We start from the raw sequence: 26,391 nt of genomic DNA on the forward strand, positions 1-26,391 counted from the left end.
TCTGGGCGGGCATTGAAAGAGTTGGCGAACGCACAGGGCGAAACCTACCGCATCACGCGGTCTGGCGAATGCGTGACATTGACGCGCGTGAAGGATGGAGTTGATCGCCTCTCATCTCACACGAGGAGGAAATGACATGCCGGGCAGTGAGGATTTCGCCCGTGAAGCGGCCGAACTCCGCTGGGCGTGGATCAATGCGGAAGATTCGGCGGAACGGCAACGCCTGCTGGCCATGGTTGCAGACCTGCGCGCGCGCCAGTTGGCCAGGTTGGCCAACCTCCGGCGGCGCCGACAGCCGACTTCGCGCCTGCCAGCACAGCCGGCGCAGCTCCCGCCGTGCGACCTGCTGGACGACGACGGCGAAGCCGGGGAGTTGATCGGAGAGGAATACCAGCCGGCGGCGGAAGCGAGGTACCGGCCTGGTGACAGTGTAATCGTGCTGACTGAGGGCGGGGACCGGCTCGGTGTTGTGCAAGAAGTCTTTGGCGGGTACCGCCTGGCCGTGGCCGTGGAATTGTTTGGTCAACCTGGTCCCGTGCTGGTCGATCCGCAACACATTCGCGGACATCTGCCCGCATGAGGGGAAGGCGGGTGAAAAGTCTGGGGCCTTTACGTATAGACCGCGCGGTCCCCATTCGCGATTTCCCCGCGAAATTCGCAACTGTTTTTTAGGGAGGCCTTATGAGAGGCAGAAAGCCGAATCCGCAGCGTCTTCGCATCCTACGTGGAAACCCGGGCAAACGCCCGCTGACCTCCGCGCGAACCTCTCCCTTCGTGGCCGGCACTCCGCAGAAGCCGGCTGATCTCGATGCCGACGCGAGCGCCGAATGGGACCGCTTGGTTCGCCTGCTCGGTGGAGAACATGGGGTGTTGTGCGAAGCGGACTATGGCATTCTACTTATTGCCGCGACCGCATATTCGATGTTCAAGAGGGCCGAGAGGGCGATTGCCGAGCACGGCGCCACCTATGAAACGGAACGCGATGGGCTGAAGATGACGAGACCGCGGCCGGAAGTGCGGATCATGCAGCAAGAACGCCGCGCCTATCAAGCGGCCTTGGCCGAACTGGGTGCCACACCGGCCCAGCATGCCCGCGTGTCGCCGCTTCCGAACGACAGCGAGCCGAAGGGCATCGCAAAGTTCTTCGAACCGCAGAGGCCGCGCCGTGGATAGTCTCGATGTGCAATTCCATCGCGCGCTGTTGCGGCAATTGAAAGGGATTTGCTCGATCTATCAGACCTGGATTGATGCAAAGATAGAAGCCGCGGTGCGCGATGAACGCGCGGCGCGTGAAACGCGCGAGAAGGTTGATTCATCTAGGAACGATACTGTAAACTTATAAATGACACATTCACCCCCGCACGCTGTCCGCCTCCGCATGTCGCCGCGGCGGACCACCCGCCAGAACGGCGAACCTCCGGGGATTTTCAACAACGGAGGTTTCGCTATGTCGTCCTTCACACGTGCACAGCAACTTCGGGAGCAGCGCGGGCGCTTGCTCGACGAGGCCCAAGCGCTCCTCAAACGCGAGCCCTTTACCAAGCAGATCGAGGCGCGCTTTGACGGGATTATGGTGGAAGTCGATCGTCTGGCCGCGCAGATTCGAGAAGCGGAACTCGGGGATGCGCTGACCGATGCCGGCCGGCGCGATCCGAAGATGGATCGCATCCTACGCGGGCTGTCCTCACGGCCGGGACTGTCGGAGGATGAGGGGGAACCGGAGGTCCGGGCCTTTTCGAACTTCCTGAAATTCGGGATCAACGGGCTCGATCCAGATGAGCGGGCGATCATGACGAAGCGGCTGCGTCACGATCCGGACATTCGGATGGCGCAAGGCACGTCGCCGGGGTCGGCAGGCGGGTATGCCGTGCCGGATGCCGGGATGGCCCCCCTGGTGGAAGCGTTGAAACAGATCGGCGGGGTGTTGCCGAACTGCACGATCGTACAGTCTCAGACCGGGGCCGATCTTCCCATTCCCACGGACAACGAAACGGCGGTTGAGGGCGAGATCATCTCAGAGAACACGACGCACAACGAAGGCGATGTCGTGCTCTCGCAAGTCGTGTTGCAGAGCTTCCTCTATTCCTCGAAAATCGTGCGTGTCTCGATCCAACTCATGGACGATGCCGGCTTTGACTTCGCGGCCTACGTCATGAAGAAGCTCGGGGAGCGCTTGGGGCGGATCACGGCGAAGCACTGGGTGACGGGGGACGGCAGCTCCAAACCGCGCGGGATTGTCACCGCGGCCACGGTGGGCAAGACGGCGGCCAGTGCCACGGCGGTCACCTATGACGAGCTGGTGGACCACATGCACAGTGTCGATCCGCTGTATCGCCAGAACGGCAAGTGGCTCATGAACGACACCACGTTCGGGGCACTGCGAAAATTGAAAGATAGCCAGAATCGTCCCTTGTACGGCGACTTGGCCGCCGGCACGCCGGATTCGCTCCTCGGCAAGCCGGTCGTCATTGATCCGAACATGCCGAGCATGGCCACAGGGAACAAGGCGATTCTGTTCGGTGATCTGTCTGCCTATTACGTCCGCCTGGTGAAGGAACCGCGGGTCTTGCGGCTGGAAGAACGGTATGCCGATTACTTGCAACTGGGCTTCCTGGCGTTCATCCGCGCGGATGGCGACCTGGTGGACGGCGGCGGCGGGGCGGTCAAAGCCTTGCAGATGGCGTAAGCGGCTCGCGGGCCTCCACCGGCGGCTTGGGGGCGGCCACGGCGGCACAAACTTGGCGCGGAGCCCGCGGGACACTCTCGCCGCGCCAAGAGCCCCCACTTTTTCCCGGATGTTCAGGCGCCGGCTCCTCGCGGCCATCGTCAAACACCGGAAGAATCTCGATTAGCCCTTCCCTTTCGGCAACATCCCCTTCTTCTCCATCTCCTCAAGGTGCGCGGCTGAAAGGTCCATAAGGAGCTGTTTGACCGACTTTCGCTGAACGGCGGCGGCGATCTTCATTCGATGCATCAGATCCCGGGGAATATCCCGGAAGACCCAAGAGCCCTTCTCGGCTTTTCCTTTTGACATAGTGCCCAAAGGTATCACAGCCCGGCATCTCAAGGATATGACAATTGACATGCTATGCTGTTATTTGATAGCCTGCTGTCATCAGGAGGGACGACAATGAAAATGACTCGCCTCGTTGTCCAATTGCCGAAGAACCTCAAAGCCAAGCTCGACGCCGAACGCAAACGCGGGACCACGGCGGCGGGCCTGATTCGCCACTTGCTGGAGCAGCATTTCAACAGCCGCAAGGTCACCTAACCAACAACCAGGGGGACGCCATGAATACGCTTCAGGTCGTCGCAGACAATCCGGTTCGGACTGATGAGAAGCCCGCGCGCATCTGGCGCGAGCAGCCCCTTTCGGAAGACTGGCTCTTCCAGGCCACGGATGAGCGGGGCTGTGAGGGCTGGTTCCTGCGACTGTGTATCACCGGGCTCTATCCCCGGCGGGTCGGTCCATTTCCCAGTAGGGCCGAGGCGCTCGCCGTGCTGGAAGACTTCATCCTCACATGCGACCGTGAAGTCTTGTGCGAACTCCAGAATTCGATGGATGGGAATAGCGTCTACGTGATCGAAGGTATCCCGACGCTGACCGCCGGCCGGACGGAAGGGGGGAGCCGATGAATCTGAAGCAATTCAGAAGCCCGGCCAACGGGCACAGACGAAGCCAGGGCCGGGGCTACCGGCTGCAATCGAAACTTGGCAAGACCATTTCCTTACGGCGGCTGGAATTCTTGCTTGCGGCCGCACGCTCGCGCGCGTGAGGGAGCCATGCGACGGCGCCGGCCACGCCCGAGACTACCGAACGGGGTTGAGATCAAAAAGCGCATCCTGGCGGAAGGGCTGGAACTGATCTGGCTCCTCCAACGGCGCCCGAGCAGCCGGGCGCACGTGGAGCAGGTCTTAGGGATCCCGCATCGGGAATTCTATCGCTACCTCCAGGCGCTTCGCCTGTTGAAAGCCCCACTGACGCGGGACCGGAACCGAGAGACCGGAGGGATTGAATACTCACTGCCGGCCTGGTGGCCGTAACCAAGGAGGGGGAATCATGACATGCTCATACCGAGTGGACCCATTTGGAGAGTCCCCAGCGCGCAAGAGGGTCACAGTCACACTATCGACGGAGCACAGTCAATCGAGCTACGGCCAACCCGTCATGGTCCTGCCCGATGGCGGAGTCCTGGATCTCATGTCCTGGGTCGGCTGCGGGTATCGGATTGAACGCGCGACGGCCAAAGAGCGGGAGGCGGTGGCGAGGATCCTGGGGACGCTGGCGTTTCAGGACTGAGGCCGTGGCCTACGATCGGGGGGAAGCCTGGCCTTCCCCCTGTTTGCCATGCTGTTGCAGCGGATGACACGACACAGGCTGCTTCGCGAGGAATGAAGGCCGGGGCTCTTACCGCGATCGGGGAGCGTTGTCAGATCCCGATGCCGTTTCTTGCGAGCTGCGGGTGACTTCGAAGGTGACTTTCGCCGTCCCGTGACGGGAAAGGGTGAACCGGCCGTAGAGGTCCGGTTCATTGAGCCAGCCGACGAGCTTGCGGAACAGGACCGGATACTGCTCGACCAGGCGGCTCAGCGCGGGAGAGACCTGTTCATCCTGCCGGTTCATCGTGCGCCCCGTTCACGGAACCCGTTCGCCCGCCGTGCTGTCCGCCACGGCTCGCCACAATCAACGCCGGACCCTACCTGCCCCCTGTCCCGCTCCGAGATCGTGGCTCATATTCGAAATGCGGCGGTCTGGCCTTCACGGAACCAGGGAAAAACCCTGATCCCGGTTTTACTCCCGGTTCAAAATCATACTCAATCCCACTCCTGCACATGGCAAAAGAGGGGAAAACTGCCGACAAGTCAGTAAGTTAAGCCCTCTCAGTAGCATTTAATCCCACTCAATCAAATATCAAGGAAATCGGCGTTTTTTCGATCAAGTACGTCTCCTGCGACGCGACCGTGTTCAATACAAAGACAAAGACGTAGGAGTCCACCACCGCCGGGAACGAACAGGTCACAGGCCGATTGAACGGCGTCTCGCGGACAAATCGTCCGCCAGCCCACGCTCACCGGCCGGGATCCGGTTCCTTGTTTGACCCCCCGCCAATGGATTGTTACAATACCGCCGCCTTCAGATCGCCACACAGGGATACTTCGTCGCTTAGCCCGTTAACCCCGGCTACAACCAGTGGAGTGCGCATGCTTCGAGTGCTGGTCTTGCACGGGCCGAACCTGAACCTGCTGGGAACCCGCGAGCCGTCCCTGTACGGAATGGCGGATTTGGCCGCCATCAACCAGGCCCTCCGCCGGCTGGCAACGCAGGAGGGGATCGGGCTCGAATGCCGGCAGTCCAACGTGGAAGGGGAGTTGGTGACCTGGATTCAGGAAGCCCGGGGTCGGTTCGACGGCATCGTGATCAATCCCGCGGCCTACACCCATACGAGCGTCGCCATCCGTGACGCGATCGCGGCCGTCCAGGTCCCGACGGTCGAGGTGCACCTCTCCAACATTCATCAGCGGGAAGAGTTCCGGCGTCATTCGTATATCGCCGGGGTGGCGGTGGGCCAGATCGCCGGTTTCGGCCCGGGCAGCTACCTCCTGGGGCTGCGCGGCCTGCTGGACCATCTGAACGGGCTGAACGGACTGAGCGGGCGAAACGGAGCTCGAGCGACAGGCTCCGCAACCCGTCACGCCAAACGCAAACCTGCAGCCAAGCGGACCCGCATCGCATAAACGCGGGAACCAAGTCCGCTGCTGAACGCATGAGGAGTATCCATCGTGATTTCGACCGCAGATTTTCGCAACGGGGTCCGGCTGGAGATTGACGGAGAGCCCTTTTACATCGTGGAATTCCAGCACGTGAAGCCGGGCAAGGGCGGCGCCTTCGTCCGGACCAAGCTCAAGAGTTACAAGACCGGGAACGTGCTCGATCGGACCTTCCGCTCCGGGGAGAAATTCGACGAGCCCGAATTGGAAGAGCGCGAGATGCAGTTCCTCTATGCCTCGGGGGACCAGTATACCTTCATGGATACGGACACCTACGAGCAGTTCACCTACGACAAGGCCCACCTGGGTGAAAACGCGGATTTGCTGAAAGAAGACATGCAGGTCAAAATCCTCGTCTATCACCATGCGCCCCTGGCCGTCGAGTTGCCGATCTTCATCGAACTGAAGGTCGTCGATGCCGATCCCGGCATCAGAGGCGACACGGCCTCCGGCGGCAGCAAACCGGCCAAGGTCGAAACCGGCGCCACGATCAAGGTGCCGCTCTATCTGGAAGTCGGCGAAACGATCAAGATCGACACGCGAACCCGCGCTTATGTGGAGCGTGTGCGGTGAGCAAGAAGAAACCTTCTTCGACAGGAGCGGCCTCCGGCCGCAAGGCGCCGATTCTGGTGCCGGACCGGTTCCTGGAATCTGGCCGTTCCCAGCCGACAGAGGACCGGGCGAAGCTGATCCAGGACCTGGCCGACCTGCTCAGGAAGAACAACCTCAGCGAGTTGGAGTTCGAGCGCGAGGGCCTGCGGGTGCGCCTCCGCCAGGAACTGACCGCGAAACCGGCCGGCCCGGTCGCGCAAGAGCCGGTCGCCGGCCAAGCGCCGGCGATTCCCTCCTATGCCGCGGCGCCGCCGGCCGACACGGGCGGGTTGGTCACGATCACCTCGCCGATCGTCGGGACGTTTTACCGCTCGCCTTCGCCCGATGCCGATCCCTACGTCGAGGAGGGGGACACGGTCAAGAAGGGGCAGGTGCTCTGCATCGTCGAAGCCATGAAGCTGATGAACGAAATCGAATCGGAAGTCGACGGCCGCGTCGTCAAGATTCTTGTGGAGAGCGCCAAGCCGGTCGAATATGGGCAACCCTTGTTCCTGATCGAACCCACGCCTGCTGCCTGACGCGCCCATCCACGAATTTCGGAGGCAGCCGTGTTCAAGAAAATCCTGATCGCCAACCGGGGAGAGATCGCGGTGCGGGTCGTCCGCGCGTGCAAGGAACTCGGCATCAAGACCGTCGCCATCCATTCTGAAGCCGACACGGGCGCGCTCCATACGCGGCTCGCCGACGAGCATATCTGCGTCGGCCCGCCGGAAGACTCGCTCAGCTACCGCAACATCCCCAATGTGTTGAGCGCGGCCGAGGTCACCGGCGTCGACGCCATCCACCCCGGGTATGGATTTCTCTCCGAGAACGCCCACTTCGCCGAGGTCTGCGAATCGATCGGCATCAAGTTCATCGGGCCGACCTCGGAAAACATCGCGCTGATGGGCGACAAGGCCAAGGCGCGCGAAATCGTGGCCAAGCGCGGGCTTCCCGTCACGCCGGGCAGCCCGGGGGTGCTGAACAACGAGCAGGACGCCCTAGAGGCCGCGAAGAAGATCGGGTTCCCCGTCATCATCAAGGCGGCAGCCGGCGGGGGCGGGCGGGGCATGCGCGTTGTCAACAAAACCGACGAACTTGAACGGGCCTTTCAGGCCGCGCAGGCGGAAGCGAAGGCGACGTTCGGCAACGACGGCGTCTACCTCGAACGGTACTTCATCGAGCCCCGGCACATCGAAGTCCAAATTCTGGCCGACCAGAAGGGACGGATCGTCCACTTGGGAGAGCGGGACTGTTCCATCCAGCGACGCCACCAAAAGCTGGTTGAGGAGACGCCTTCGCCCGCGGTGGACGACCGGCTGCGCCGCGAGATCGGGCGGGTCGCGGTCGAGGCGATGAGGGCGATCCAGTACCGGAACGCGGGGACCGTGGAGTTTCTGCTGGACAAGGACCAGAACTTCTTTTTCATGGAAGTGAATACCCGCATCCAGGTCGAGCATCCGATCACGGAGATGGTCACCGGCATCGACCTGATCAAGGAACAGATCCGGATCGCGGCGGGGCTTCCGCTGACGCTCAAGCAGCAGGACATTCAGATTTCCGGCCACAGCATCGAATGCCGCATCAACGCGGAAGACCCGGAGCGCTTCACCCCCTCGCCCGGACTGATCACCAGGTACCGGCCGCCCGGCGGGTTCGGAGTGCGGGTTGATTCCGCCATGGAATCCAACACGATGGTCGTGCCGCATTACGACTCGATGATCGCCAAACTCATCGTCCACGGACGCGACCGCCAGGAGGCGCTGGCCCGCATGCGCCGGGCATTGAGTGAATTCGTCATCGAGGGGATCAGGACCACGATTCCGCTGCACTTGCGCATCCTGAGCAATCCCGATTTCGAAAAGGGCTACGTATCCACGAGCTTCCTGGAGCGCTTTCTGGCGCAACAATCGCCGTAACCCATCGGCCGGCCCGGCCGATCGAATCTCCCGACGACGACGTTCCGTGACAAGCCCCCGCCCCCCGCTCTCCGGCCTCTATTTGATTCTGGACCCCTCGATCAATCCCGCCCGCGACCTGCTCGCGGTGTTACGGGAGTCGGCGGCCTGCGGCGTCCGGCTGTTTCAGTATCGGAACAAACAGGCCTCCATGGGGGAAGCTTACGAGGAAGGCGTCAGGCTGCGGGAGGCCGCGCGACAGGCGCAGGCCTGCTTTATCGTGAACGACAGATGCGATCTGGCATTGGCCCTGGAGGCGGACGGGGTGCATCTCGGCCAGGAAGACCTGGCTCTTCTTGATGCGCGGGCGCTGCTGGGACCTGACAGGCTGATCGGCATCTCTACGCACAACCCTGAGCAGGTTAGAACGGCAGCAGGGGAGGGGGCTGATTATCTGGGCTTCGGTCCGATCTTCGCCACCTCGAGCAAGCCGGACCATGAACCGGTGGTGGGAGTGGAAGGGCTAAAGGCAATCCGTCCGCTGACGCCGCTGCCCATCTTCGCGATTGGAGGCATTCAGCCGAGCACCTATGGCGCGATTCTCTCGGCGGGAGCGAACGGAGCCGCAGTCATGTCGGCCCTTCTCAACGCTCCCGACATCGGCCGCGCGATCGAGACATTCATGCAGGCGGCGGCGCAAGCAGGCGGGCCAACTCCTCGATGACCGGATGGGCCGAGAGCTGTTCGATCCCCGCATCCCAGTCTGCGTTGAGTCGTCGCTCGACGGGAAGGGGCCCCAGCACCGGTACTCGACTCCGCTCCCGCAGAAGCCGGGCTGTCGAACGTTGTTGCCCCTCTTCCTCTTCATTGCTGGCCTCCCGAATCTGATTGAGCACCAAGGCCAGGACCGGCAGTGTCCTCCGTGCCAGCGATTCCAGCGTCAAACGGGCATGGTTAAAACCGCCCAGAGAGACACGCCCCACGACAAGCACTGCACAGGCCAGCTCGCGGATGAGGTCGCTCATGTCGCGATCTTCCGAAATCGGCACGAGCAGGCCGCCGGCCCCTTCCACGAGCAGAATCTGATGGCGCTGCTTCAAGGTCTGAAACGCCTCGCGGATGGGCTGCAAGGTCACCACTTGGCCTTCCATTCTGGCCGCATCCACAGGCGCCAAGGGGGCCGCGAACCGATAGGGGTTGATGAGGGCCCAGTCGTCCGAGCTGGCGGCGGCCCGCCTTAGGCGGTTTGCATCGCTCCGATCCGGTTCGGCCGGCCGGTGTGCCGGCACGCCCGTCTCGATCGGCTTCATCACGCCGACTTGATAACCGCGTTGTCTCAAGCAGCGGGCCAGCGCAGCGGTCACGACCGTCTTGCCGACTCCCGTGTCGGTCCCAGTGACAAAGAGGGTGGCGGCTCCATTGGACATGGAACGCTCGTCGGTCGATGACGGAGGCGCATCTCGCATAGTCAGAGGAGACGACTGTCGAGATTCCAGACCTGCCCGGAGGTATCTTCCACAGTGGCCAGGCGGTAGATCGACCCAACCACTTCATCGAGATCGGGCGTCCGCCCCAACGCATGGTCGGCCAGCCAAGGCCCTTCCGGCATCGCCTGTCCTGCCAGATCGGTCCTCTGCCAGCCGGGCAGCACGACATTCACCCTGATGTTGTTCGGCCCCCATTCCCAGGCAGCGGACCGGGCCAGGGCCAGGAGACCGGCCTTGGAGGCGGAATACGCAGCCTGCCCGCCGGCTCCGTGGAATCCCGCGAAGGACCCGACGACCACGATGTTGCCGCCATGTTTCTCCAGGAGCTTCGCAGCCTCTCGCAGACAGTGGAAGACCCCGGTCAAGTTCGTGTCGATCACCGTGTTCCATCGATCGAGAGCGGTCCGGACGATGAGTCCGTCCTCGGCCACGCCGGCGCAGCAGATCAGCGCGTCCAACCGATGCCACCGCTCCTCGATGGATCGTGCGGCCTTGGCCACCTGTCCGGCGTCGCGCACATCGGCCTGGACGATGAAGGCCTCGCCTCCCGCGGCCTTGACCAGATCCGCGGTGCGCTTCGCCTCCGGCTCGCGCCGGCAATACTGCACCGCCACCCGCCAGCCCGCTTCGCCGAATCGTCGGGCAACCGCGCGGCCGATGCCCCGCGAACCGCCCGTCACCCAGAGGCAGGGAGACCCGGCGGACTCAGGGCTACGCCCTTGTGATCCCTGTCGCTTCACGGCTGATCCTTTGATCCTTTTGTCAGGCTGGAGGATTATGGGTAGCCGGCGGACGAAAGGCAACGTGCGGGGCCTGAACGTCCTACTCTATCGCGCCGTCACCTCAGCGTTTCATCGCGCGGCCGTCGATTGCCTTGCCCGCCTGTCGGCCCCTGTGATACCGTCCGACGATTGTCGAAAGGAATCCCTATGGCTTGTTCAGTCCCTCGCATCTGGTTGTCGTTCGGCTTCACTCTACTGACGCTCTCTGCCGGGCCCGGTTGGGCCGATCCGATGCAGACCGTCGAGGATTCGCCGGCCTATTTTCCCGACGACATCGGCAACCGTTGGTCATACCGGGGCGAAGTGACTGAAGGCCCCGTCCAATCGATCGACCATAAGGTGTTCGTCAACGAGTCGAAGGTCCTCCGCACCGAGAAGCGGAAGGGTGTGCAGGTGACGGTGTTCCATGACTCGAATGCGGGCAACCATGGTCCGTCCGACAGTTTCTACCGGCGGGATGCCGTGGGCATCGTCTACCACGGCTCCGAGCCTGGCACGCCGCTCGAACGGCAATTGGTTCCCTATCAGATCGTGCAGTTTCCGCTTCGGTACCCGTCGAGCTTTCAACAGTTCGACCGGAAACAGTTGGATTTCGGAAACGACTTGGACGGCGACGGCGTCAATGAGCGGGTGGACGTGTTGGGCACGGTGTCGGTGGTGGGACGGGACCATGTGACCGTGCCGGCCGGACAGTTCCCGGACTCGGTCCATCTCGAAGCCCGCATGATGCTGCGGATCACGCTGTCCGCCGACAACCATGCCGTGGTCGGCACGGACGTAATGAATGCCTGGTTCGCGAAGGGCGTCGGGATGGTGAAGTATATCGAGCGCCAGGAACTGCCGCCTCTGCGGCGGGACCGAGGGCTGGTCAGTGAGATTCAGGAGGAGCTGGTGGAATACAAGGTGAAGCCGCCGGCCCACTCATTCGAGCGGCGCGAATCCCCGCCGAAGGGTGTTCTCGCTCACGACGCGCGCCGTCATGAACTGGAGTAGGTAGTCGTCGCCGCCCGCCTTGGCGCCGACGCCGGACAGTCTGTGTCCTCCGAATGGTTGCCGGCCGACCAGCGCCCCGGTGATCGGACGGTTGATGTAAAGATTCCCCACGTCGAACCGCTCCCTCGCAAGCTGGAGATTCTTGGGACTTCGCGAATAGACCCCGCCGGTGAGCGCATAGTCCGTCTCGTTGGCCAGATCCAACGCCTGCACAAAATCCGACGCCCGCATCACGGCCAGGACAGGACCGAAGATCTCTTCCTGCGCGAGCCGATGCCCGGGGCGGATCTCGGCCACGATCACCGGTCCTTGGAAATAACCGGGGCCGGACATGATCCGGTCGACGATCACGCGGCCTTCGCGCCGGCCGATCTCCACATACTCGCGGACGGTCTTCAGCGCCCGCTCGTCGATCATCGGCCCCATCCGCGAGCCGGGATCTTCGGGGGGACCGATCGTGACGGCCTGGACGGCGTCGGTCAATCGCTGCACAAACAGATCGTGCACGGCCTCATGCACGATTACGCGCGAACAGGCCGAGCACTTTTGCCCTTGATAGCCGGTGAACGAGGCCACGACGCCCGAGACCGCTTCGTCGAGGTCCGCCGTCTCATCGACGATGATCGCGTTCTTCCCGCCCATTTCGGCGATCACGCGCTTGACATGCCGCTGTCCCTTTCCCACTTGCGCCGCTTGCCCGAGAATCCACAATCCCGCATTCTTCGAGCCGGTGAAGGCAATGATCCCACTGTCCGGATGTTGCACCAGGGCCCGGCCGAGATCCGGACCGCCCGGCAACACCTGTAAGACCCCCGCCGGCAAGCCGGCCTCCGCAAGGATCTGTCCCAGGAGACAGCCGACGATCGGCGCCCGTTCGGAGGGTTTGAACAGGACCACATTGCCGGTGACCAACGCCGCGGAGACCATCCCGGTCGGAATCGCCAACGGAAAATTCCAGGGCGCGATCACTGCCGCGATCCCTCGGGCCGTATAACTGAGATGATTGGCCTCTCCCGGTTCACCGCCTAGCCGGCGAGGCGCTCCCAACTGTTCCATCCGGCGCGCATAAAACAGCAAGAAGTCGATGGCCTCCGCCACGTCCGCATCCGCCTCTCGCCAGGGCTTTCCTTCCTCCAACACTTCCCAGGCTGCCAGCTCGTACCGCCGCTGCTTCATCAGGGCCGCCGCCCGTCTCATAATCTCGACCCGCTCGGCAGCTGGCCTGTCTTTCCATGGTCCGATGCGCTGCTTCGCGCCTTCCATCACCGCAGGAAGGTCGGCCGGCAACACCGTCGACACGGTTCCCAGAATTTCATCGGGCCGGCTGGGATTTCTTACGACCAGGGGCAGACCGGAGGGCGGCCTATTGGCAGCGAATGGAACGGAAACTGATTGTCCGAGCCTGCCGCGGACCGACTGAATCGCCTCCGCCATCGAGGCACGGACCGACGCCAGCGAGAAATCGGAATGGGGTTCGTTCCGAAAATCGGCCGGCTCAGCCTGTGTCTCCGGTTGTTCCGACGCAAGAGAGCCAGACGGCTCCGGCTTGGCCAAGAGCTGGTCGAGCGGCTGGGATTCGACATATTCCTTCCGTAAGAAAGATTCGTTCGAGGTATTTTCGAGCAGCCGCCGGACCAGATAGGCCATGCCCGGCAGCAATTCGCCCACGGGCGCATAGAGTCTGAGCCGCCGCCCCCGCTGAACGACGGCCGCTTGAAGGGGCTCGGCCATGCCGTAGATCATTTGGTATTCCCATGCATGGGCCGGCAGATTCAGCCGGCTTGCGCAGGCTTCAGCATGGGCCAGTGTGCGCAGGTTGTGCGTGCCGAAGGCCGGTCGAATCACCTGGTGATGGTCCAGCAGCACCCTGCTCAAGGATTCGTAGGCGACATCGGTTTCGGCCTTGTGAACGAACAGGGGGACCGGCCATCCCCGCTGGCGGTAGCGGATCGAATCGGAATCCCAATAGGCGCCCTTGACGAGCCGGATCGTGATCGGCGCTCCTCGCTGTTGAGTCCAACCGATCAGCCTCTCCACATCCCGGGCCGTTTCCCGGTGGTAGGCCTGGATCGCAAGGCCGGCATGGGGAAACGTACGATAGGCCGGCTCCGACAGGAGTCGCGTGAAGATGGACAGGGTGAGGTCCTTGAGCTCAGCCTGTTCCATATCGAAGATGATGCCGGCCGGAATGGATTGGGCCAGGTCCAGCAAGGGCCGCAATCGATCAGCGACCGCCCGATAGCTGCCCTCGGGATCAATGGCGTCGAGTTGCGAATAGAGCGCGGAAATCTTGATGGAGAGTTGAACGCGGGGAATGGGTCCCATCTGGTCCCGCTCCAGCAAGGGAGAGGCGGGCCAACCGGCGGCGGTCTCCGCCAGCTCGCGCAAGGCGGAGAGACACCGGTCCCGATACCGGTCGGCTTCCACTTCCGAGACAGTCGCTTCTCCGAGCAGATCGACTGAAGAGGCGCGGCCGTCGTTCCAGAGTCGCGTCAGGATCGAAGCGGCCTGCGCGACGGTCTCCCCGGCAATGAACAGCCCGGCCATCTGTTCCACCTGCTTGCGAAGCGACCGCGCGACGAGCTTGGCCCCCAAGGTCGAGCCGGCCATGGCTTTCATGCCCCATTGGAGCAGGCGGCCCAGCCGTTCCTGATCGCTGAAATATTCATCCAGTAAACGGGCAACCTGCTCGTCATGGCGCAACACCGGCAACACATCCACGAACCGGAACAGTTGGACCTTAAACTCGGGGTCGCTCATCGCCCAATCCAGCAGCCGGTGCGACCAGCGCTGGCGGTCGAAGAGCGCCGGCGCCGCGCCGGCCGACTCCTGCGTCATAGCGGTTCCGATTTGATGAATCAGCGGTTCGAGCGAGAGGGGATCGATCGGCATCGCAGCCCCGCGCGTGGGATGAGGTGCTGATTTCAGTATACACCGAGCCGGGCAACGGGCCGAACTCGGACGCTGCGTTTTCCGGGACGAGATCGCGGAGACGCCGTGGGTCCATCGGGCCGGTCACTGGGGCGCCCGCACCATTTCAATTCCATCTGGAGATCGCTTATGATGGGACTCGTCGATGCCTGATAGTTCATGGGGCCAATCGTGTGGCTCTGCCGCCCGAGTTGTAGGCCAAGGGTCCACGTCGGATCAGCATAGATTGTGGAGGATCTCTGATGGCACAAGAACACACAGAACAGCCCGGAGCGGGCGACGGGCCGGCCCGATCCAGCCTGATCCCCGGCGTGAAGTATGCCCTGGCCGTCAGCAGCGGGAAGGGCGGGGTCGGCAAGTCCACGGTGGCCGTCAACCTGGCGGTTGCGCTCCGGCAGTCCGGCGCGGCGGTGGGGCTGCTGGATGCCGACATCTATGGGCCCAACATCCCGATGATGATGGGCGTGACCAAGCCGCCGGAGCAGCGGGACGGGAAAATCATCCCGGCCGAAAACCACGGTGTGAAACTGATCTCGATGGGGTTCTTTGTGCCGGAGGAAACGGCGGTCGTGTGGCGGGGTCCGATGGTGCATACGGCCATTCAACAGTTTTTCCGCGACGTGCTGTGGGGAGACCTGGATTACCTGCTCATCGACCTGCCGCCCGGCACCGGAGACGCGCAATTGACCCTGACCCAACTGGTTCCGCTCCGGGGCGCCATCACGGTGACCACGCCGCAGAACGTCGCCCTTTATGACGTCCGGAAAGGCATCATGATGTTCCAGAAAGTGAATGTGCCACTGCTCGGGCTGATCGAGAACATGAGCCACTTCGTCTGCGGCCATTGCGGCGAGAAGACGGAAATCTTTTCCTATGGAGGAGGAGAGCGCGCCGCCCAGGCCATGGGCATCCCGTTTCTCGGCCGCATCCCGATCGATCCCGCGATCCGCACCGGAGGCGACAGCGGGCTGCCGATCGTCGTCGGACACCCGGACTCTCCCCAATCGCAGGCATTTCTGGACATCGCCAGGAAGATCCGGGAGGAAGTCGAGGAGGCGAAACCAACGACGGCCCCGCCGCTCGAAAGCCTGTTGAAAAAGATCAAGGCGCCGTTCGGCAAGGGGTAGTCGGCATCGCACCGGCAGCAACCAACCCAAAGAGAGGATGACATGGCGGAGTTCGTGAGAGTCGCGAGTACTGATGATGTCAAACCGGGCACTGGCATCGTCGCGGAAACGAACGGCAAGGCCCTGGCCCTGTTCAATCTCGACGGCACCATCTATGCCATCGACAACACCTGCGTGCATCGGGGCGGCCCGCTGGGGGAGGGCGACTTGGAAGGCGAGGTCGTGACCTGCCCCTGGCATGGATGGCAGTTCAACGTGAAGACCGGAGGGTGCGTGAACAATCCCGCGGCCAAGATCGACACCTATCAGGTGAAGGTGGAAGGAACGGACATCAAAGTCCTGCTGTAGCCTCGTCGCCTCCTCACCATGATCATCCATCTTTATCCTTAACGAGAGGACCATCGACGTCATGAGTCACAATTCCCAGTCGCCCACGCACATCGACCTGACCGAAACGTTCGTCCGGCTGTACGTCTTCTTGAGCCAATACCTCGATCGCTGTCTGGACGAAGGACTCAGGCGGAGTTACCCGGAAGAGGAACTGCAGAAACATCTCGCCGACACGCGCTCGCACCTGCGTGACATCATCTCCATCAATCCGGTCGTTCGTCAAAAGGTCGAGGCCGAATGCGAAGAGATCCTCCGCTTGGGCGAGGTCTGCCTTCGGGAGGGCAAGACCAAACCCAACGCCGGCGAGCAGGTGCAGACCTCCCGGGCCATGTTGAAGAACAAGGTGATCGCGCTGAGCGATCTGTTGGCCGTCTTTCGCGCCGTGTGACCCATGGCTGAAGAGGTCGTGGCCCGGTATCAAGTGGCCGGCCTGGACGAGCGGGAACGGGGCTTCAATCGGACGGTCGAAGTCCGCTGCGAACAGGGCCGATACCGCGCGCTCCTTCGATACGAGCGGCTTGTCCTGTCTACCGCCTGGCATCCCGCGCATGACGGAACCATCGGCGACTTGATACAATTGCTACAGGATCGCGGCTATCGTCAGCTCAAGAGCCGCGCAAGCTTTCGTGGCGCGGCCTATTTGGGAAGCCAGGATCCCTGGATCGAGTACCCGGACCCGCCGCAGCCAGCCGAACGGGGCCATTGGTTCTCGCGGCTGCTCGGCCGGCTGAGCTTCCGCGGTGCGCACGAGGGTCGATGAGGCTGATTCCCGCCACAGAGTTGACGAAATCCAGCCGGCGCCTCCCGGACTGGTTCAAAGTGCGCTTGACGACCGGGGCCGAGTATCAGGAGGTCCGGCGGATCGTGGACCGGCTGGGGCTGCACACGATCTGTGAAGAAGCCCGCTGCCCGAACCGTTGGGAATGTTGGAACCACCGCACCGCCACCTTCCTTATTCTGGGCGACATCTGCACGAGGCGCTGCCACTACTGTTCCGTCAGCACCGGCAGGCCCCTCCCGATCGATCGAGACGAGCCGCGCCGCGTGGCGCAGGCGGTGCAGGCGATGGGGCTCCGGCATGCGGTGATTACCTCGGTAAACCGGGATGAGCTTCCGGACGGAGGCGCCTCGATCTTCGCCGAGACGATCCGGTTGATTCGACAACTCACGCCCTCCTGCGCGGTCGAAGTGCTGATTCCGGACTTCGAAGGCAGCGAGGCGGCGCTCGAGACCGTGCTCGACGAGCGCCCGGACATCCTCAACCACAATATCGAAACGGTCCGGCGTCTGTTTCCCTCCATCAGGCCGCAGGGCAAATACGACCGGTCCATCCAACTGCTCGACCGCGCCAAGCGGCTGGGCGCCAGGACCAAGTCCGGCGTGATTGCGGGGATGGGCGAGACTGCCGATGAAATCCGCGAGGTCATGCGCGATCTCCGGGCAGTCGGTTGCGAGATCCTCACGATCGGGCAATACCTCCAGCCGAGCGCGCAGCACCTGCCGGTCGCCCATTTCTACCATCCGGACGACTTTGCCACGTTCCGAGCCGACGGCTATGCCATGGGCTTCGCGCATGTGGAATCGGGGCCGCTGGTGCGCAGCTCCTACCATGCCGCTGAGCAGGTCGAGGGCTTCGCATCCGATGCCGGCGAGACCGCCTGAGCGACGGGTCGATCGTCAGCCCATGTCCGGTACAACCTCGGCGACATTCGTTCCTGATCTCGCCTAAAATTGACTCTCCCTTGAGCCGTCACTATAATCACCCATCATCGTCCTTGCCTGTTGTCAGACTTCGCCCCAGCGTGACGCCCCAACGTTGCGATTGACGCCGATGATTCCGCGCCCGAAAGCTTCCTTCGCAGAACGGCTTCGGAAACTCCGTCCTCAGTTGGCGCATGCCTTTGCCGTTCATCAGGAGAATCGGCCGCTGCCTCAGGAAGACCAGGCTCTGCTCGAACGGTTGGCCGAGACCATCATCGACCGCCGCATGGCCACGCCGGCGCTCCTGTTTTTTGAGTCGGTGGGCCCGATGAATTTTCTCGGCAGTCAAGTCCTCCATTTCCTCACGCCCCTGCTCAACCTGACCTGCCGTGCCACGGAGTTCGACCGCGCCGCCCGCCTGTTGGAGCGCCGCGACACCATCCCCCGCTTGATCGCCCTCATCGAGGCCAAGGCTTCGGTCGTCGCGACCCGATGACGGAGCAGCCGTCCACTCACCTCGCCGCGGACCAGCCGCTGTCCGTCATCATCGCCACCGATTGCGGCAGCACGACCACCAAAGCCATCCTCATCGAAAAAATCGGCGGGGAGTATCGACAGACGTTCCGGGGCGAGGCTCCGACCACCGTCGAGGCTCCGTTCGAGGACGTCACCAGGGGAGTCCTCAATTCGTTCGCCGAGATCGAAGAACTCTCCGGCCGAAAGATTCTGGACGGCGACCGTCTCATCATCCCGAGCCGGTTCGAACCGGACGGACGGCCGGCCGGCGTGGACATCTATGTCTCGACCAGCAGCGCGGGAGGCGGCTTGCAGATGGTCGTGACCGGCGTCGTCCGCAACATGACCGGGGAAAGCGCGCAACGTTGCGCGCTCGGGGCCGGCGCGATCGTGATCGACGTCCTGGCCTCGAACGACGGGCGATTGCCCCACGAAAAGATCGAGCGCATCCGCTCGCTGCGGCCCGACATGATCCTGATGGCAGGCGGCACCGACGGCGGCACGGTCAAGCACGTCGTCGCGATGGCCCAATACGTCTCCGCCGCCGAGCCGCGCCCCCGGTTCGGCAGCGGCTTTACGCTCCCGGTCGTCTATGCGGGCAATCAGGACGTCCGTCCGCAGGTGCAGGAACTGCTCGGCGACAAGACCGCCCTCGTGCTCGCGCCGAACATCAGGCCGAGGCTTGAAGAAGAGCACCTCGCGCCGGCTCGGGACAAGATCCACGAGCTGTTCCTCGACCACGTCATGAAGGAGGCGCCGGGCTACCGCAAGTTGATCGACATGGCTGGGGCGCCCATCATGCCGACGCCGGCCGCCGTCGGCCTCATCATGGAAAAGATCGCCAAGCGCCAACAGATCAATCTGCTGGGCGTCGATATCGGCGGCGCCACCACGGACGTGTTTTCCGTCTTCGACGGCGTCTTCAACCGCACGGTGAGCGCCAACCTGGGCATGTCCTACAGCGTGTCGAATGTGCTGGTCGAATCCGGCATCCCGAACATCATGCGCTGGGTGCCCTTCACGATCGACGAGCAGACCCTCCGGAACCGGATCAAGAACAAAATGATCCGTCCGACCACGATCCCACAGACGCTCGATGAACTGATGATCGAGCATGCGATCGCGCGGGAGGCGCTGCGCCTGGCCCTGGCCCATCACAAGTCCCTGGCGACCGGCCTCAAGGGCATTCGCCAGCAACGCACGATTTCGGATATCTTCGAACAGCGGCAGACCGGCAGGTCGCTGATCGATATGCTGCGGCTCGACCTGATCGTCGGCAGCGGCGGCATCCTGTCCCACGCCCCGCGTCGCGTGCAGTCTATGCTCATGATGGTGGATGCCTACGAACCGCTGGGGTTCACGCTGCTGTCCGTGGACAGCATCTTCATGATGCCGCATTTGGGCGTCCTCTCCACGGTCAACGAGCAGGCCGCGACCGACGTGTTTTTGCGCGACTGCCTGATCTATCTCGGCACTTGCGTGGCTCCCATCGGCCAGGGAAAACCGGGAGAGCCCTGCGCCGAGTATCACATCACGTTTTCCGACGGCCGTCCGCCCGAGACCGGACGTTTGGCCTTCGGCGACCTGACCTTGATTCCCTTGGAGCACGAGCAGCCGGCGGCAATCTCGCTGACGCCCGCTCCCTCGGTCGATGTCGGAGCGGGGAAGGGCGAGCCGGTCACCAGAGAGGTGCGGGGCGGCGTCGTGGGGCTGTTGCTCGACGGGCGGGGGCGGCCGTTACAGTTGCCGTTGGACCCGTCGATCAGACAAACACAGTTGGAACGGTGGTATCAAACCTTGGATCTCTACCCCGCCGCATCATGGCACATGCTTACACACCAGGCCTGACCGTCACCGAGCAGGCGAGGGTGCGCCGGCGCCGCCTCCTGCCGCTCGCCGGAACAGTCATTGTCCAGGCTGGACAACAGGTGGCGGCCAAACAGGTCGTCGCGCGGACCAGTCTTCCGGGCAAGGTCTATCCGGTCAACGTCGCCAACCAGCTCGGCATCGCGCCCGATGAGATCCTGCAGTACCTGACCAAACAGGTCGGCGATCCGGTGGAGAAGGACGAGATCATCGCCGAAAACAAGCCGCTCTTGAAATGGCTCAGGACGGAGATTCCCTCACCGATCCGTGGAACGGTCGATGCGGCCTCTCCCATCACCGGACAGATCCTCTTGCGGGAGCCTCCGCTGGTGCTCGATTTGCTGGCCTATCTGGATGGGGTCGTCGCCGAAGTCCACGGTCGTGAAGGCGTCACGATTGAAGCCACCTGCACGCTGGTGCAGGGCATCTTCGGGGTCGGCGGCGAAACCTGGGGGCCGATCGTCATGGGCGTGTCCTCTCCCGAAGAACCTCTGTCTCCGGATCGGCTGACGCCTTCCATGAAGGGTTGCGTGGTCGTCGGCGGATCGTTCCTGTCCTACGACACGATGAAGCGCGCGAAGGAGCTGGGGATTATTGGATTGGTGGTCGGGGGCGTGCACGATAAGGATATCCGGACCCTGCTCGGGTACGACCTTGGCGTCGCGATCACGGGAACCGAGCGAATCGGGTTTACGCTCATCCTCACCGAAGGATTCGGAACCATTCCGATGGCCGCCCGCACCTTCGACCTGTTATCCAAATATGCCGGCCGGCAGGCCTCCGTGTCCGGCGCCACGCAAATTCGCGCCGGCGTGATCAGGCCGGAGATCATCATCGCCCAGGCGATCGGCGACGGGGTCCGCAACGGGGTTCCCGGCCCCGGCTCGAAGGAAGGGATTCAGATCGGCGACCATGTCCGGATCATCCGCGATCCGTTGTTCGGCCGTATCGGCGAGGTCTCGACCTTGCCCTCCGAGCCTTACCGGATCGCCACGGAAAGCCTGGTCCGGGTGCTCGGCGTCCGATTTCCAGATGGGAAGGAGATTTTGATTCCGCGGGCCAACATCGAGGTGATTGAAGGATAACATGAGGTTTTCTTCCGGCGACAGGCTGGCCTTGGCCATACTCCTATCCACGGTCCCGTTTGCGGCGGCAAATGGGTCTGCCGCTATGGAACCGGTTCTGCCGATTCCGCAGCAGCTCCAGGCCTTGGACACGCCCAGCGACGGGGGTGGCCGCATCACGGTGCTCTGGGCTCCCTCCCCATTGGACGGCCCGGACCTCCACTATCAGGTGTTGATCCAGGAGGGGCCGCCACCTACGGACCCGTCGCACATGAAGGTGCTCGCGGAATTTCCCTCGAACACCCATTATGTCAAAGACTCCAAAGAGCCTTGGTGGACCAGGCGCGATGGAGCCGGTTCTCATCTGTATCAGATCCGAAGCGGCAGGGGCGTCGAGGTCAAGAACGGAGTGTCTTATTCGATTACGGTCGCGTCGGCGCAGGGCGGGCACCGGGTGTTTGCGCCGCCCGTCCAGGCCGTCGCGTCGCCCAACTGGTTCAACTGGAATGCGCTGAACAATCTCGTCATCGCGCTCTCGTTCGGCCTCCTCGTGCTCTACGCCATCCGACGAGCCCATCGGGGACCGATCTTTCTTCGTTATATTCCGGGCCTGGACGCGGTCGATGAGGCGATCGGACGGGCCACCGAACTCGGAAAGCCGGTGATGTATCTGACCGGCGCGCATGACATGAGCGATCCCTCCACCGTCGCGGCGGCCGTGATACTCGGACGAGTGGCGACCCGCACCGCGGCCTACGAGACCGACCTCATGGTCCCCCATCGCAACCCGATCACGATGGCGGTCTGCCAGGAGATTACGCGCCAGGCCTATTTCGAAGCGGGCAAGCCGGACCTGTTCCGCGAAGACGCGAATTTCTTCATCACGGCCGACCAGTTCAGCTACACCGCCTCCGTGGACGGCATCATGCTTCGGACCAAGCCGGCCGCCAACTTTTTCATGGGCGCCTACTTTGCCGAGGCCCTGCTGCTGACGGAAACCGGCGCCAGCACCGGCGCAATCCAGATTGCCGGAACCGATTCGGATCACCAGTTGCCGTTCTTCGTGACCACCTGCGACTACACGTTGATCGGCGAGGAACTGTACGCCGCCAGCGCCTACCTGTCCCGGGAACCGGTACAGGTCGGCACCCTGTTGGGACAGGATATCGGGAAGCTCACGGTGCTGAGCTTGATTGCGCTCGGCAGCATCGCCGCCACCCTTAAATTGGGGTTCGGGATTGAATGGGCGCAACTGTTGCTCGACACCCTGCGCGACGTGAAATGAACCTGCTCCGCCGCCAACTGCCGCTCATGGTCGCGATGGTCACCGGCCTCCTCTTCGCCGGGCAATATTACGTCCCCCATCCGGCCTCGGAGGAGATGCTCACCTCCGTGACGAAGTGGATGCAAATCATCGGCGGCTTCGCCCTGGTCCTCGGCATCACGAGCCTGTTCACGGTCCACGCGGCCAAGATCCGCCGCAAGGAGGCCGGCTGGGGCTATAGCGTCATTCTCTACGCGGGAATGCTGGGCACGGTGGCGATGGGACTCTGGTCGGAGGGCAAGGAAGCCGTGGACGGAGCGACGACCGCGTTCGGATGGGTCTACAGCTACATGATGGTGCCGCTGCAGGGCACGATGTTCTCGCTGCTGGCCTTTTTCATCGCCTCTGCCGCCTATCGGTCGTTCCGCGCCCGCAGCCGCGAGGCGGCCGTGCTCCTGACGGCGGCCGTGATCGTCATGATGGGGCGGGTCCCGCTGGGCGAATACTTGATTCCGGTCAGCGGCGATCTGTCGCAATGGATCTTGAACGTGCTGAACGCGTCCGTGCGCCGGGCGATTCTCATCGGAGTGAGCTTAGGAGCCGTGGCCCTGTCCTTCAAGATCATCTTCGGCATCGAACGGTCATATCTGGGTGGCGGGAAGGAATGACGTCAACCCACATTATTCATGACCGGTTCTACTGCAACCGCCGTGCGACCCGTTGCGGTCAAAGAGCAACAGGTGCCCCGGCTGCGACAAGCATGGCTGCCAGGCTCCCGCAGCCAAGCGGGCAGGCTCGCCGCTCGGTCGGTCGACATACTGTTTCAAGTATGCCTTCCTTCCTCGCGCCTCCGCATGCCCGTCTCGCGTTGCGTCTTGGCGGTTTCGTCACGAACCGTCATGAATATTGTGGGTTCACCGTTCACCGTTATTCGTTCAACGAAGAAGCAGGCCGTCTCACGTTTCACGTCTCATGAATCGCGGTCTCCCGATGACTTTCGCGGAACGGATGTTGGCGATCGACCGGCGGATCATTTTTATCGTGATCGGCCTTTGCACCCTGCTGCCGCTGCTCTATCCGGTTGGGCTCCCGATCAGGATTTCCCCGGAGGTCAAGGGCATCTATGACTATATCGAAGCACTGCCGGAAGGTTCCGTGTTCCTCCTGTCGCTGGACTTTGATCCGGCCTCGAAGCCGGAACTATACCCCCAGGCGGTCGCCATTTTGCGCCATGCCTTCAAGAAGAACCTGCGCGTAGTGGCGATGACCCTCTGGGTGACTGGCACCGGCATGGCGGACCAGGTGGTCACCCAGATGGCCAACGAAGCGGGGAAGACGAGCGGCAAGGACTATGTCTTTCTCGGGTGGAGTCCGGGCGGCACCGCCGTCATCATCAATCTGGGACAGGATCTCTACACGACGTTTCCGACCGACTACAGCGGCCGCCCCACAGAGGGGTTGCCGGTGCTCGCCGGAGTCCGCAATCTCCGCGACGTGGACTATGCCGTCTGCCTCGGCGCCGGCAATCCAGGGGTTGATGCCTGGTATGTCTTCGGCAAGGACAAGTACAAGTTCGAGCTGGGAGGGGGATCGACCGGCGTCATCGCGCCGGGCCTCTATCCCTTGCTGCGGAGCGGCCAGATCAACGGGTTGATCGGCGGCCTCCGGGGAGCGGCGGAGTACGAGAGCTTGATCGGGCAGAAGGGGCGGGCCGTGGCCGGGATGGACGCACAGTCGGCCACCCATCTCGCCATCATCGTGCTCGTGATCATGTGCAACCTGTTCTATTTTTCGCTGCGGCACCAGCGCAGCCAGAGCGAGCGGCGCTGATCAACCGAAAGGAGCCTGGCGTGCCGGTCGAGATGCTGTTCGGGGCCTGGGTCGCGACAGGGTTGACCCTGTTCATCATGACCTTCCTCTATCAGGATAACCCGCTGTTCAAGGCGGCCGAACATCTCTACGTCGGGGTGTCGGTGGGGTACGAGATCGTCAAGGCGACGGATACGGTCCTGCTGCGCTTGATCATCAAACCGATTGCGGAAAACGGCGAATGGTCGCTTTTGATCCCGGTCGGGATTGGGCTGTTGATGCTGACCCGGTACGTGCCGAAGGTCTCCTGGCTGTCCCGCTATGCCTTCGCCTTCATCGTGGGGGTTGGAGCGGGGCTGGCGATCCCGCGTACGATCTCCTCGTTCATTCTCAAGCAGATTGAGGACACCGTTCGTCCGCTCCTGACCCTCGATGCCGTGGAAGGCGCGAGCTTCTCCTTGAGCCTGCTGAATCCGGCGAGCAATCTTAATGCCGTGATCATCCTGATCGGGGTCGCAAGCGTCCTGTACTACTTTCTGTTCACCGTCGAACATGCGGGCTTGGGCCGCTCGGTGGCCCGCATGGGGATCCTGTTCCTGATGATCTCGTTCGGTGCGGCATTCGGCTACACGGTCATGGCTCGCATGTCCCTCCTGATCGGCCGCCTGACCGATTTGATCGAATTCGCCTCTCCCTCCTATCACTATGCGAGCCTCTGGTTCGCGGCGGCGACCATCGCCACGCTCGCGCTGTGGGCGACCAGACGGAAAGACGTTCCGCCTTCCCATTGAGCGCCCTGTCTCGGTTGCGGGCTCGCGCAGACCTCCGGTAGAATGCGCCGGCGGTTCTTTCGACTAACATTCCACCTGTATGGATATGACCTCCTCGACAGAATCAGAAAGAGGACAGGCCCATCCGGTTCTCCGGAACCTACAGTACTCTCCGATCAAGGAGCAGGACGAGCACTATATCGTGCTCTGGGATCCGTCCGGGCTCAGCCGAGAAAAGCTCGTGCTCCCGCTGAACTATTTCTTCGTCGTGCAACACCTGGACGGGCACCATTCGCTGGAACAAATCGGGGCCCTGTATCTGAACCGATTTGGCGAGTTCCTGCTTCCGGACAAGCTTGAACGGCTGGTCGCCGACCTCGAGGCTAAACTGTTTCTGGAAGGCCCCGCGGTGGAAGCTGCCAAGGAAGCCCGGCGAACGGCGTTCCGGCAATCCCCGGTCCGTCCCGCCGCGTTCGCGGGCAAGAGCTATGAAGCGGAGGGCTTCAAACTCCGCCGGCAGATCGAAAGCTTCTATCAGTCGAAGGAAGGCCCCGAGCAGAAACCTTCTCCCAACAAAGGGAAGCGCATCAAGGGGCTGGTGGCTCCGGCCTATGAGGTGAAGCAGGCCGGCCCAATCTACGCCTGGGCCTATAAGGAACTCAACGAGGCGGAGAGCCCGGACCTGTTCGTGCTGCTCGCCCCCTGCCACGCCGGCATGGACTCGCTGTTCGCCCTCACCGACAAGGATTTCGAGACCCCGCTCGGAACCGTTTCCGTCAACAAGCCGATTCTCGATTATCTCAAGCGGCAAGGCGGCGAATTCTTTGCCGACGACGTGGCCCATGAACAGGAACATGCGCTGGAGTTCCAGCTTCCGTTCTTGCTGGACGCGGTCGGCAAACAGAAGCCCTGCACGATGGTGCCGATCCTCTGCGGCTTCTCAGCCCAGGATCTGGGAGAGCAGACGGTCAGGACCGGCATCGACCGATTGCTCGACCTGCTCCGGCAAGCCTTCGCCGCAGCCGGGGTCGAGCCCTGCCTGATTGCCAGCGGCGACCTCGCGCACATCGGGATGCGGTATGGCGATTCGGCCCCTCCGACGGACTTTTCGTTTCACCGCTGCATGCAGCAGGATCTGGCCATGCTGAAGTTTGTGGAAGAGCTGAAGCCGGAGGAGTTCGCGTCATTCATTCGGAAGGAAGGTGACAGCCGCCGCATCACGGGGTTTGCCTCTATCTATACCCTGCTGCGGTTGATCACGGCGGAGGCGGGACAGGTCTTGCGGTACGACCGGGGGATCACCGACCAATACAACAGCACGGTGACGTACGCCAGCATGGTCTTCTTTTGAAACCGTCAATCGTTAATCGTCATGCGTCAATCGTATGGACGAAGGCTCCGATTTTTCTCGATTGACCAATGACGAGTGACGA

Annotated in this window: 31 protein-coding genes; 27 read left to right on the forward strand and 4 right to left on the reverse strand. The window is 62.7% G+C overall.

All coding sequences use genetic code 11. The features are described 5' to 3' along the window. Nucleotides 1-136 precede the first annotated feature (136 nt). From QWI75_RS13625 to QWI75_RS13660, 8 genes are all read left to right on the forward strand, one after another. Nucleotides 137-580, forward strand: a complete 444-nt coding sequence (locus QWI75_RS13625; protein WP_289269123.1) for a hypothetical protein — start codon at nt 137-139, stop codon at nt 578-580. A 101-nt stretch (nt 581-681) separates the two neighbouring features. Next, the gene (locus QWI75_RS13630; RefSeq protein ID WP_289269124.1) at nt 682-1,173 is read left to right on the forward strand and encodes a P27 family phage terminase small subunit; all 492 of its coding nucleotides are present in this window, start codon (nt 682-684) and stop codon (nt 1,171-1,173) included. Next, nucleotides 1,166-1,342, forward strand: a complete 177-nt coding sequence (locus tag QWI75_RS13635) for a hypothetical protein (protein ID WP_289269053.1) — start codon at nt 1,166-1,168, stop codon at nt 1,340-1,342. Before QWI75_RS13630 ends, QWI75_RS13635 begins: the two co-directional genes overlap by 8 nt. A gap of 105 nt (nt 1,343-1,447) precedes the next feature. Continuing rightward, the gene (locus QWI75_RS13640) at nt 1,448-2,686 is read left to right on the forward strand and encodes a phage major capsid protein (protein ID WP_289269125.1); all 1,239 of its coding nucleotides are present in this window, start codon (nt 1,448-1,450) and stop codon (nt 2,684-2,686) included. A 444-nt stretch (nt 2,687-3,130) separates the two neighbouring features. Next, on the forward strand, nt 3,131-3,271 hold the full coding sequence (locus QWI75_RS13645) for a hypothetical protein (protein ID WP_289269126.1): 141 nt from the start codon (nt 3,131-3,133) through the stop codon (nt 3,269-3,271). Nucleotides 3,272-3,291: 20 nt separating this feature from the next. Further along, nucleotides 3,292-3,636, forward strand: coding sequence for a hypothetical protein (locus QWI75_RS13650; protein ID WP_289269127.1), 345 nt, complete (start codon nt 3,292-3,294; stop codon nt 3,634-3,636). A 147-nt stretch (nt 3,637-3,783) separates the two neighbouring features. Next, nucleotides 3,784-4,044, forward strand: a complete 261-nt coding sequence (locus QWI75_RS13655; protein WP_289269049.1) for a hypothetical protein — start codon at nt 3,784-3,786, stop codon at nt 4,042-4,044. Nucleotides 4,045-4,060: 16 nt separating this feature from the next. Beyond that, the gene (locus tag QWI75_RS13660; RefSeq protein WP_289269128.1) at nt 4,061-4,300 is read left to right on the forward strand and encodes a hypothetical protein; all 240 of its coding nucleotides are present in this window, start codon (nt 4,061-4,063) and stop codon (nt 4,298-4,300) included. Nucleotides 4,301-4,408: 108 nt separating this feature from the next. Here the strand turns inward: QWI75_RS13660 and QWI75_RS13665 are convergent, their stop codons facing one another. Further along, complete coding sequence (locus tag QWI75_RS13665) at nt 4,409-4,624, reverse strand: hypothetical protein (RefSeq protein ID WP_289269129.1); 216 nt, start codon at nt 4,622-4,624, stop codon at nt 4,409-4,411. Between the two features lie 578 nt (nt 4,625-5,202). On the opposite strand from QWI75_RS13665, the gene aroQ reads away from it, so the two are divergent. From aroQ to thiE, 5 genes are read left to right on the forward strand one after another with little or no spacing between them, the layout of a single operon-like run. Beyond that, on the forward strand, nt 5,203-5,736 hold the full coding sequence (gene aroQ / locus QWI75_RS13670; protein ID WP_289269130.1) for a type II 3-dehydroquinate dehydratase: 534 nt from the start codon (nt 5,203-5,205) through the stop codon (nt 5,734-5,736). 45 nt (nt 5,737-5,781) lie between these two features. Continuing rightward, nucleotides 5,782-6,342 (forward strand): elongation factor P, encoded by a 561-nt coding sequence (gene efp / locus QWI75_RS13675; RefSeq protein ID WP_289269131.1) that lies wholly within the window; start codon nt 5,782-5,784, stop codon nt 6,340-6,342. Next, nucleotides 6,339-6,899, forward strand: coding sequence for an acetyl-CoA carboxylase biotin carboxyl carrier protein (accB, locus tag QWI75_RS13680; protein ID WP_289269132.1), 561 nt, complete (start codon nt 6,339-6,341; stop codon nt 6,897-6,899). Before efp ends, accB begins: the two co-directional genes overlap by 4 nt. A 30-nt stretch (nt 6,900-6,929) precedes the next feature. Next, nucleotides 6,930-8,279, forward strand: coding sequence for an acetyl-CoA carboxylase biotin carboxylase subunit (gene accC / locus QWI75_RS13685; protein ID WP_289269133.1), 1,350 nt, complete (start codon nt 6,930-6,932; stop codon nt 8,277-8,279). Nucleotides 8,280-8,325: 46 nt separating this feature from the next. Continuing rightward, nucleotides 8,326-8,982 carry a thiamine phosphate synthase gene (thiE, locus tag QWI75_RS13690; protein ID WP_289269134.1) on the forward strand — a complete coding sequence of 219 codons (657 nt, stop codon included), beginning with the start codon at nt 8,326-8,328 and terminating at the stop codon, nt 8,980-8,982. Here thiE and bioD read toward each other — a convergent pair. After that, nucleotides 8,939-9,685, reverse strand: coding sequence for a dethiobiotin synthase (gene bioD / locus QWI75_RS13695; protein WP_289269135.1), 747 nt, complete (start codon nt 9,683-9,685; stop codon nt 8,939-8,941). The genes thiE and bioD overlap by 44 nt on opposite strands. 41 nt (nt 9,686-9,726) lie before the next feature. After that, the gene (locus QWI75_RS13700; protein WP_289269136.1) at nt 9,727-10,485 is read right to left on the reverse strand and encodes an SDR family NAD(P)-dependent oxidoreductase; all 759 of its coding nucleotides are present in this window, start codon (nt 10,483-10,485) and stop codon (nt 9,727-9,729) included. 189 nt (nt 10,486-10,674) lie between these two features. Between QWI75_RS13700 and QWI75_RS13705 the strand changes: the two genes are divergently transcribed. Continuing rightward, nucleotides 10,675-11,520, forward strand: a complete 846-nt coding sequence (locus QWI75_RS13705) for a hypothetical protein (RefSeq protein ID WP_289269137.1) — start codon at nt 10,675-10,677, stop codon at nt 11,518-11,520. Here the strand turns inward: QWI75_RS13705 and QWI75_RS13710 are convergent. Next, the gene (locus QWI75_RS13710) at nt 11,449-14,412 is read right to left on the reverse strand and encodes a proline dehydrogenase family protein (RefSeq protein ID WP_289269138.1); all 2,964 of its coding nucleotides are present in this window, start codon (nt 14,410-14,412) and stop codon (nt 11,449-11,451) included. The two genes, QWI75_RS13705 and QWI75_RS13710, sit on opposite strands and share 72 nt — an antisense overlap. Before the next feature lie 281 nt (nt 14,413-14,693). Between QWI75_RS13710 and QWI75_RS13715 the strand changes: the two genes are divergently transcribed. The 13 genes from QWI75_RS13715 to amrB all read left to right on the forward strand — a co-directional run bounded on the left by QWI75_RS13715 (nt 14,694) and on the right by amrB (nt 26,309). After that, nucleotides 14,694-15,578, forward strand: a complete 885-nt coding sequence (locus QWI75_RS13715; protein ID WP_289269139.1) for an Mrp/NBP35 family ATP-binding protein — start codon at nt 14,694-14,696, stop codon at nt 15,576-15,578. A gap of 42 nt (nt 15,579-15,620) precedes the next feature. After that, nucleotides 15,621-15,926 (forward strand): Rieske (2Fe-2S) protein, encoded by a 306-nt coding sequence (locus QWI75_RS13720; RefSeq protein ID WP_289269140.1) that lies wholly within the window; start codon nt 15,621-15,623, stop codon nt 15,924-15,926. Between the two features lie 61 nt (nt 15,927-15,987). Then, nucleotides 15,988-16,356, forward strand: coding sequence for a hypothetical protein (locus QWI75_RS13725; protein ID WP_289269141.1), 369 nt, complete (start codon nt 15,988-15,990; stop codon nt 16,354-16,356). Between the two features lie 3 nt (nt 16,357-16,359). Then, nucleotides 16,360-16,728, forward strand: coding sequence for a hypothetical protein (locus QWI75_RS13730; RefSeq protein WP_289269142.1), 369 nt, complete (start codon nt 16,360-16,362; stop codon nt 16,726-16,728). Continuing rightward, complete coding sequence (lipA, locus tag QWI75_RS13735) at nt 16,725-17,630, forward strand: lipoyl synthase (protein ID WP_289269143.1); 906 nt, start codon at nt 16,725-16,727, stop codon at nt 17,628-17,630. The genes QWI75_RS13730 and lipA overlap by 4 nt, the downstream gene beginning before the upstream one ends. A gap of 169 nt (nt 17,631-17,799) precedes the next feature. Then, nucleotides 17,800-18,165: a hypothetical protein gene (locus QWI75_RS13740; protein ID WP_289269144.1), complete on the forward strand. Its 366-nt coding sequence runs from the start codon at nt 17,800-17,802 to the stop codon at nt 18,163-18,165. Next, the gene (locus tag QWI75_RS13745) at nt 18,162-20,033 is read left to right on the forward strand and encodes a glutamate mutase L (protein WP_289269145.1); all 1,872 of its coding nucleotides are present in this window, start codon (nt 18,162-18,164) and stop codon (nt 20,031-20,033) included. The genes QWI75_RS13740 and QWI75_RS13745 overlap by 4 nt, the downstream gene beginning before the upstream one ends. Further along, a complete protein-coding gene (locus QWI75_RS13750; protein ID WP_289269146.1) occupies nt 20,006-21,136 on the forward strand; it encodes a hypothetical protein in 1,131 nt (376 codons plus the stop codon). The genes QWI75_RS13745 and QWI75_RS13750 overlap by 28 nt, the downstream gene beginning before the upstream one ends. Nucleotide 21,137: 1 nt before the next feature. Continuing rightward, complete coding sequence (locus tag QWI75_RS13755; protein WP_289269147.1) at nt 21,138-22,400, forward strand: DUF6754 domain-containing protein; 1,263 nt, start codon at nt 21,138-21,140, stop codon at nt 22,398-22,400. Next, nucleotides 22,397-23,047 (forward strand): hypothetical protein, encoded by a 651-nt coding sequence (locus QWI75_RS13760; RefSeq protein ID WP_289269148.1) that lies wholly within the window; start codon nt 22,397-22,399, stop codon nt 23,045-23,047. The genes QWI75_RS13755 and QWI75_RS13760 overlap by 4 nt, the downstream gene beginning before the upstream one ends. A 304-nt stretch (nt 23,048-23,351) precedes the next feature. Next, on the forward strand, nt 23,352-24,209 hold the full coding sequence (locus tag QWI75_RS13765; protein WP_289269149.1) for a hypothetical protein: 858 nt from the start codon (nt 23,352-23,354) through the stop codon (nt 24,207-24,209). A 20-nt stretch (nt 24,210-24,229) separates the two neighbouring features. Beyond that, complete coding sequence (locus QWI75_RS13770; protein WP_289269150.1) at nt 24,230-24,979, forward strand: hypothetical protein; 750 nt, start codon at nt 24,230-24,232, stop codon at nt 24,977-24,979. Between the two features lie 85 nt (nt 24,980-25,064). Then, the gene (gene amrB, locus QWI75_RS13775) at nt 25,065-26,309 is read left to right on the forward strand and encodes an AmmeMemoRadiSam system protein B (RefSeq protein WP_289269151.1); all 1,245 of its coding nucleotides are present in this window, start codon (nt 25,065-25,067) and stop codon (nt 26,307-26,309) included. The last annotated feature ends 82 nt before the right edge of the window (nt 26,310-26,391 follow it).

This window comes from Nitrospira tepida (genome assembly GCF_947241125.1).
GTDB classification, from domain to species: domain Bacteria; phylum Nitrospirota; class Nitrospiria; order Nitrospirales; family Nitrospiraceae; genus Nitrospira_G; species Nitrospira_G tepida.